Source organism: Ensifer sp. MJa1 (assembly GCF_037026475.1).
In the GTDB taxonomy this organism is placed as follows: domain Bacteria; phylum Pseudomonadota; class Alphaproteobacteria; order Rhizobiales; family Rhizobiaceae; genus Ensifer.
The window spans coordinates 22,260-28,773 of the sequence record NZ_JAKUMO010000039.1 but is presented as its reverse complement, the minus strand read 5'-3'; the positions used below and the strand labels follow the sequence as shown (position 1 = coordinate 28,773).

The following is a 6,514-nucleotide window of genomic DNA, read 5'->3' as shown; positions in this document are numbered from 1 at the left end:
GGGAAATACGGTTCGATCCGCGCCATCTGGCGCTCGCTCAGCAGAAACAAATCACCCATCACGGTCTCCTTTCGGAAACGTGAATCACATCTCAAACGAAATTAATAGGTCCTGAGCCTAGCAGGCATCGACCCCGTCAATGCTCCACAAGAGCTCCGGGAGCAGGCTTGGCAAAGGCTCGCAATTGACCTTGATCTGACAAAACTCGGAACCATGGTATCCGAAATCGGCCTTGATGAGGTTCGGAGTGTCGCGGGAGCCATGCTGCAGGGCAAGGTGCGCGGCCGCACGCTTGTCGACGTAAATCGCTGACTTCTCCTAAGGCAATTTATGTACGAACGGCCGCATTCTGCGGCCGTTTTTATCTTGGGATAGTGTGAAGCTTAAAAATAATGGTGGGCCAGGAGGGACTTGAACCCCCAACCAAGCGGTTATGAGCCGATCGCTTTAACAAGTCATTTAGCGGATGTCTTGGAGAAATGTCTTGAATCTTGACGCACCAGAGCGGTTCATCAATAATCATAGTGAACCAACGAAGGCTAGGGATCATGACCGCTGCGTTTACTGTACGTGTAAAAGATGAAACCGCGCGCAAGCTGGATCAGCTCGCTGAGAAGCTGGATCGGTCCCGCTCTTATATGGCTGCAGAGGCCATCGAAGCTTTCGTGGAGCAGCAGGGATGGCAGCTTGCCGAGATTGAATCCGGGTTGGCCGAGGCCGACCGGGGTGAATTCGCCAGCGACGAAGATGTGGCGAAAGTCGTCACGAAGTACGTCAAGTCTGCCCGCCAATCATGAGTCGGAAGCGTATTCGCTGGACGCTAAGGGCGTTGCGGCGACTTGATGAGATCGGTGCATGTATCGAGAAAGACGATCCGGAGGCAGCGGCTCGCGTCGTGGCGCGGATTGTCACTGCCGTGGATGCGTTAGCAGAGTATCCTGCTAGCGGGCGGCCTGGTCGTATCAAGAGCACGCGCGAGCTCGTGCTGGCCGACGTTCTCTACATCATTCCCTACCGCGTAGGTCGGGACGTGGAGATCCTCACCGTCATGCACGCTCACCAACAATGGCCGCAGGTTCTCTAGTCACGACCCCGAAAAGCACGGCGTTCATCTTACCCCACCCCCCAGGACGCCATTCTTGCCAAGCAAAATCAGTCGGGAAGTGCAGGTTTCGACGGAAACTGGGAAGCGTCAGACCAACCTTTGTTTTCCGTTGCGAGACGATCGTGCCTCCTTTGTTCCCGTTCTGTGCGTTCAGGATCGCATAATGTATCAACTGGACGAAGGACCACAAGGGAGGGTATCGACCTGCCTTTGCTAGTGATCCGATCTTGGCCCTGAGTTCTCGAATAGTGACGAGAAGTTGGCCGACACACTGGGTGCTGGGCCACTTGGCGGGAAGAGGCAAGGCTTTCCACGATTCGAGTCGTCCCGGCAGGTCAGGTGGCCGGCGCGAACACTAGGTCCTGTTGACAAAGTGATTCCCAAATCAGCCTAGGCGTGATTCAAGACTGCTTTTTAGGAAGCAGCTATGGCACGAGGCGATTTGAGTGATGAGGAATGGAGGATTGTCGAACCGCTATTGCCGACCGAGCGTGGTCGCAAGTCTCGGCCATCCCACGACAACCGCCGCTTTTTTAACGGGATGCTCCATGTTCTGCGCGTTGGCTGTCCGTGGCGCGATATGCACGAGCGATATGGAAAGTGGAATTCGGTGTATGTTCGTTTCCGCCGCTGGGCCGAACAAGGTGTTTGGGATGCACTTCTGGAAACGCTTGTCGAACTTGGATTGACCGACGACTGGCAACATATGATTGACAGCACCACGGTTCGCGGCCATTCGCAGGCTGCGGGCGCTAAAGGGGGACTTATAAAGAGGGTTTTGGTCGATCACGCGGCGGCTTTACGACAAAAGTCCATGCCCGCGCAGACGGTCAGGGACGTCCTCTCGGCTTTGTCCTGACAGGTGGCGAGACTTCTGATTATAGCGCCGTTCCCGCGCTTCTCACCATACCCGTTGGCAAACCTAAATCATTCCTTGCTGACAAGGGCTACGACGGCGACTCCGTCCGCGAAGAGTTGCTGATCCACGGCCTTCGGCCCGTGATTCCGCCAAAAGCGAACCGGAAAGACCCGCCTTCCTGCGACTTCAAGGTTTATAAAGACCGCAACCGCATCGAACGAATGTTCAACCGGCTCAAACAGTTCCGACGGATTGCCACCCGTTACGACAAGACCCGAACTTCATTCGAAGCGTTCCTTTCGCTGGCCGCCGCAAAAATCTGGCTGCCGCACTTCACAGAACGCCTTTAGCCCAGCAATGGCTCAAATCGCCTGTAAGCCCACCATCGCCTATCAACCCGAGCCTTCGGTCCATCCGATGGTGGGGACGTGAAGACAGTCATTATTGTTTCATAACCAAAATCCGAGATGACCTCGGATGCGACTACCTCCATGCGTTCGCGGTCATCATCGCCGAAATCGGGATCGACCAAGAATTCGAGGACAATCTCGTTGCCACTCCAGCCACACGTAACGGCGGCGAGCGTCGATGATACGGCCCCAAGCAAGGCATGTTGCACACTAAGTCGAAGTCGTATTTCTCGATCGAGTTCGGACATCTAATCCTCCGTTAGGAGCGATCTTATCGCACTATCACTGCTGACTTTGTCAACAGGACCTAGTCCCTTACCGTTTTGATTGCGGCACGTAGTCGCGCTGCGGAGCGCCGACATAGAGCTGGCGCGGACGGCCGATACGCTGTTCCGGATCCTCGATCATCTCGTTCCACTGCGCGATCCAGCCGACGGTGCGGGCGAGCGCGAAGAGCACGGTGAACATGGTGGTGGGGAAACCCAGCGCCTTCAGCGTGATGCCGGAGTAGAAGTCGATGTTCGGATAGAGCTTCTTCTCGATGAAATACTCGTCCGTGAGTGCGATGCGCTCGAGTTCCATCGCGACTTCGAGCAGCGGATCGTCCTTGTGGCCGAGTTCGGCCAGCACTTCGTGCGTGGTCTTCTGCATGATCTTGGCGCGCGGATCGTAGTTCTTGTAGACGCGGTGACCGAAGCCCATGAGGCGGAACGGATCGTTCTTGTCCTTGGCGCGGGCGATGAATTCCGGGATGCGGTCGGCCGTGCCGATTTCGGCGAGCATGTTGAGCGCCGCTTCGTTGGCGCCGCCGTGCGCCGGGCCCCAGAGGCAGGCGATACCAGCAGCAATGCAAGCGAATGGGTTTGCGCCGGAGGAGCCCGCGAGGCGAACGGTCGAGGTCGAAGCGTTCTGCTCGTGGTCGGCGTGCAGGATGAAGATACGGTCCATCGCGCGCGACAGAACCGGGTTGACGACATATTCTTCGCAGGGAACGGCGAAGCACATGCGCAGGAAGTTCGACGCGTAGTCGAGGTCGTTCTTCGGATAAACGAAGGGCTGGCCGATGTGGTACTTGTAGGCCATGGCCGCGATCGTCGGCATCTTGGCGATCATGCGCAGCGAAGCAACCATGCGCTGGTGCGGATCGGTGATGTCGGTCGAGTCGTGGTAGAAGGCAGAAAGCGCGCCGACGCAGCCGCACATGACGGCCATCGGGTGTGCGTCGCGGCGGAAGCCGGTGAAGAAGCGCGACGTCTGCTCATGCACCATGGTGTGGTGCGTGACGCGATAGTCGAAGTCAGCCTTCTGCGCCTTCGTCGGCAGTTCGCCGTAGACAGGTAGCAGACTTCCAGGAAGTCGCCGTGCTCGGCAAGCTGTTCGATCGGATAGCCGCGGTGGAGCAGCACGCCTTCGTCGCCGTCGATATAGGTGATCTTGGATTCGCACGACGCCGTCGACGTGAAGCCCGGGTCGTAGGTGAACATCTTCGTCTGCTTGTAGAGCGAGCCGATGTCCACGACGTCAGGTCCGATGGACCCAGATCGGAGTTCTAGTTCGGCGCTCCGACCGTTGACCTCTACAAGTGCCCGTCTATCGTGCATCATTCAAATCCCGTTTGGCCTGGCAGCTGCGAAGACAGCGGCTACCGAAGGTTGGTTATCAGGTTGGCAGCATCCCGAGATGCCGACGTGCGATATTATGAGGTCATGGACCCTTCAGTGTGTAAGGGACGGCCATGAGTGTGAACAGGCGACGTGCGGTACCGTGGTCTGTTCGGATCCAGGCGGAAAGGCGCTGCCTGAGGAGATCCGACCCTTCGTTGTGCACGGCTCTGCGGCCCATATCGATCGCCTCCAAGCGATATGGGTCCGAGGCTAATGCCGCCTCAGATGTGCCTCGCAGATCATTGCGTAGTCCTTCATGACCCGCATGAAGGGTGTGAGCGACAAGATATGCGAGACGATCGGGACGTCGTCTTGCGTGGTGATTTGAAAGGACAGCTTCGCGTCGCGGGTGGATAGTCGCAATTTGTACGGACCGTGCTCGCGGCCGATCAGCTCAAACAGATTGCTTTCCAGCAAATCTGCGATCGCCACCGACTGTTCGCGTTCAAAAACCGCGTCAAGGCGGGCTTCCGCATGCTCAACTTGAACGGCGCACAGGTGGTTGCGTCCAGCGGTCATTGGCAGTCCCACAGGCTCCCTGCCGTCGGCAACATCAATCGATGCGCCGAAGGCGATGGTAGAGGTTCGAGTATTTCAGACCCTCAGGGCTCTCCTTGATCTCCTGCAGGTAGTAGTTGACGGCAACCCGGATGAGTTCAAAGTCCTCGTTGGAGAACACTGCGCGAGAACGCTGTGGCTCAGGAATGGTCAAGGTTTCGATAGTTTCCATCATCACGGTTCCTTCTCAAGGCAGAGGAGGCGGCCCGCGCCTCCTCTGCCACTGATGTCTCAGCGGTGGCAATCAAGCCGCGAACTGGTTCATCGTGTTGTGCTCGCCGGCCGCCTTGAGAGCCGCTTCGCCCGAGAAGTACTCCTTGTGATCATCGCCGATATCGGATCCGGACATGTTCTGGTGTTTCACGCAGGCGATGCCTTGGCGAATTTCCTTCCGCTGCACGCCAGCGACGTAGCCAAGCATGCCCTGGTCGCCGAAGTAATCCTTGGCGAGGTTATCGGTGGAAAGTGCTGCGGTGTGATAGGTCGGCAGGGTGATCAGGTGATGGAAAATGCCTGCGCGCTGCGCCGCATCGTGCTGGAACGTCCGGATGCGCTCGTCGGCCTCGGCCCCAAGCTCGGTCGCGTCATACTCGGCGCTCATCAGCTTGCTGCGGTCGTATTCGCCCACGTCCTTGCCCTCTTCCTTCCAGGCATCGAACACCTGCTGGCGGAAGTTGAGCGTCCAGTTGAACGAAGGCGAATTGTTGTAGACGAGCTTCGCGTTCGGAATGACCTCGCGTACGCGGTCGACCATGCCGGCAATCTGTTCGATATGCGGCTTCTCGGTCTCAATCCACAGGAGGTCTGCACCATTTTGCAGCGCATGGATGCAATCGAGAACGCAGCGATCGGCGCCTGTGCCCTCGCGGAACTGAAACAGGTTCGAGCGAAGCCGCTTGGGCTTCATCACTTTGCCGCCGCGCGTAATCAGAACGTCGCCGTTAAGGTCCTGCCCGGGTTCGACTTCGTCGCAGTCCAGGAAAGCGTTGTACTGGTCGCCGATGTCGCCATCCTTTGCCGAGAAGGCGATCTGCTTGGTCAGACCGGCGCCAAGGGAATCGGTACGGGCGACGATGATGCCGTCATCAACGCCGAGCTCGAGAAACGCGTATCGCAGAGCCCGGATCTTGGCCACGAAATCCTCGTGGGGGACGGTGACCTTACCGTCCTGGTGACCGCATTGCTTTTCGTCAGATACCTGATTCTCGATCTGCAGTGCGCACGCGCCAGCTTCGATCATCTTCTTGGCAAGCAGGTAGGTTGCCTCGGCATTGCCAAATCCAGCGTCGATATCCGCGATGATCGGAACGACGTGGGTCTGGTAGGTGTCGACCGAGTTTTGCAGTTGACGTTCGCGAACGGTGTCACCAGCGGCGCGAGCCTTGTCGATTTCGCGGAACAGCATGCCCAGTTCCCGGGCGTCGGCCTGACGCAGGAAGGTATAAAGCTCTTCGATCAACGCCGAAACGCTGGTCTTCTCGTGCATGGACTGGTCGGGCAGGGGTCCAAATTCGGACCTGAGGGCGGCGACCATCCAGCCCGACAGGTAGAGGTAACGACGGTCCGTGTTTCCGAAATGCTTCTTGATTGAAATGATCTTCTGCTGTCCGATGAACCCGTGCCAGCAGCCAAGCGACTGCGTGTACTTCGCCGGGTCTTGGTCATACGCGGTCATGTCCTTGCGCATGATCGCTGCGGTATATTTGGCGATGTCCAGCCCGGTCTGAAAACGATTTTGGAGGCGCATCCGAGCCACCGCTTCTGCAGTGACGCCGGTCCACTTCTCGTTCGATGCGATGAGCTTTTCTGCTTCTTCCACAAGGCTTTGATACGACATTGTTCCTCCGAAAGTCATTATGCTGCGTTGCGGAAACCATAGGCATGATCTGTTGCAGCGCGAGGGATTTCGATGTCACGT

Annotated in this window: 5 protein-coding genes and 3 pseudogenes; 3 read left to right on the top strand and 5 right to left on the bottom strand. The window is 57.6% G+C overall.

The features are described 5' to 3' along the window. The first annotated feature begins 548 nt into the window (after positions 1–548). The 3 genes and pseudogenes from MKZ91_RS30330 (at position 549) to MKZ91_RS31720 (ending at position 2,314) form a co-directional block, all read left to right on the top strand. A complete protein-coding gene (locus MKZ91_RS30330; RefSeq protein WP_336174734.1) occupies positions 549–797 on the top strand; it encodes a CopG family ribbon-helix-helix protein in 249 nt (82 codons plus the stop codon). Next, positions 794–1,084 (top strand): type II toxin-antitoxin system RelE/ParE family toxin, encoded by a 291-nt coding sequence (locus MKZ91_RS30325; protein ID WP_336174733.1) that lies wholly within the window; start codon positions 794–796, stop codon positions 1,082–1,084. The genes MKZ91_RS30330 and MKZ91_RS30325 overlap by 4 nt, the downstream gene beginning before the upstream one ends. Positions 1,085–1,532: 448 nt before the next feature. Continuing rightward, positions 1,533–2,314 (top strand): annotated as a pseudogene (locus tag MKZ91_RS31720) (IS5 family transposase). Here the strand turns inward: MKZ91_RS31720 and MKZ91_RS30310 are convergent. From MKZ91_RS30310 to MKZ91_RS30285, 5 genes and pseudogenes are all read right to left on the bottom strand, one after another. Beyond that, on the bottom strand, positions 2,311–2,622 hold the full coding sequence (locus MKZ91_RS30310) for a hypothetical protein (RefSeq protein ID WP_336174731.1): 312 nt from the start codon (positions 2,620–2,622) through the stop codon (positions 2,311–2,313). The pseudogene MKZ91_RS31720 and the gene MKZ91_RS30310 sit on opposite strands and share 4 nt — an antisense overlap. A 67-nt stretch (positions 2,623–2,689) precedes the next feature. After that, positions 2,690–3,975: pseudogene (gene gltA / locus MKZ91_RS30305) on the bottom strand (citrate synthase). Positions 3,976–4,078: 103 nt separating this feature from the next. Continuing rightward, positions 4,079–4,557 (bottom strand): annotated as a pseudogene (locus tag MKZ91_RS31715) (UPF0262 family protein). Positions 4,558–4,591: 34 nt separating this feature from the next. Next, positions 4,592–4,768, bottom strand: coding sequence for a hypothetical protein (locus MKZ91_RS30290; protein WP_336174728.1), 177 nt, complete (start codon positions 4,766–4,768; stop codon positions 4,592–4,594). Positions 4,769–4,840: 72 nt separating this feature from the next. Further along, complete coding sequence (locus MKZ91_RS30285) at positions 4,841–6,433, bottom strand: isocitrate lyase (protein ID WP_336174727.1); 1,593 nt, start codon at positions 6,431–6,433, stop codon at positions 4,841–4,843. Positions 6,434–6,514 lie beyond the last annotated feature (81 nt).